Source organism: uncultured Maribacter sp. (genome assembly GCF_947500405.1).
Taxonomy (GTDB): Bacteria; Bacteroidota; Bacteroidia; order Flavobacteriales; family Flavobacteriaceae; genus Maribacter_B.
Genome location: NZ_CANMRY010000081.1, coordinates 1 through 264, shown reverse-complemented (window position 1 = coordinate 264; position 264 = coordinate 1). Strand labels below are relative to the sequence as shown.

At 35.6% G+C, this 264-nt stretch carries 1 protein-coding gene; it reads right to left on the bottom strand.

The window, feature by feature from the left end:
* Positions 1-264: hypothetical protein (locus Q0945_RS16065; protein ID WP_299436703.1), on the bottom strand; the 264-nt coding region annotated here is incomplete at both ends.

Below are 264 nucleotides of genomic sequence, written 5' to 3'. Positions count from 1 at the left end.
AACATCGGAAGTACCTAAAGCAACATCGGTAGATTTGTTTGCGGTATCTTCTTTATCGTTTTGTAAATCTGTAATATCGGTATCGTTGCTAGTAATGTTAGTTGTATTGGTATTGATTAAAGCTGTGTTTGCAGCTTCCGCATTAGTAGCACGAGTAACCTCGTTATTTATAGCAGTAGTATTATTTGTAATATCGGTATCGTTGCTAGTAATAGCATTGGTATTCGCAGTAATATCTGCAGATTCTTCTAAATCAGAAAGGTC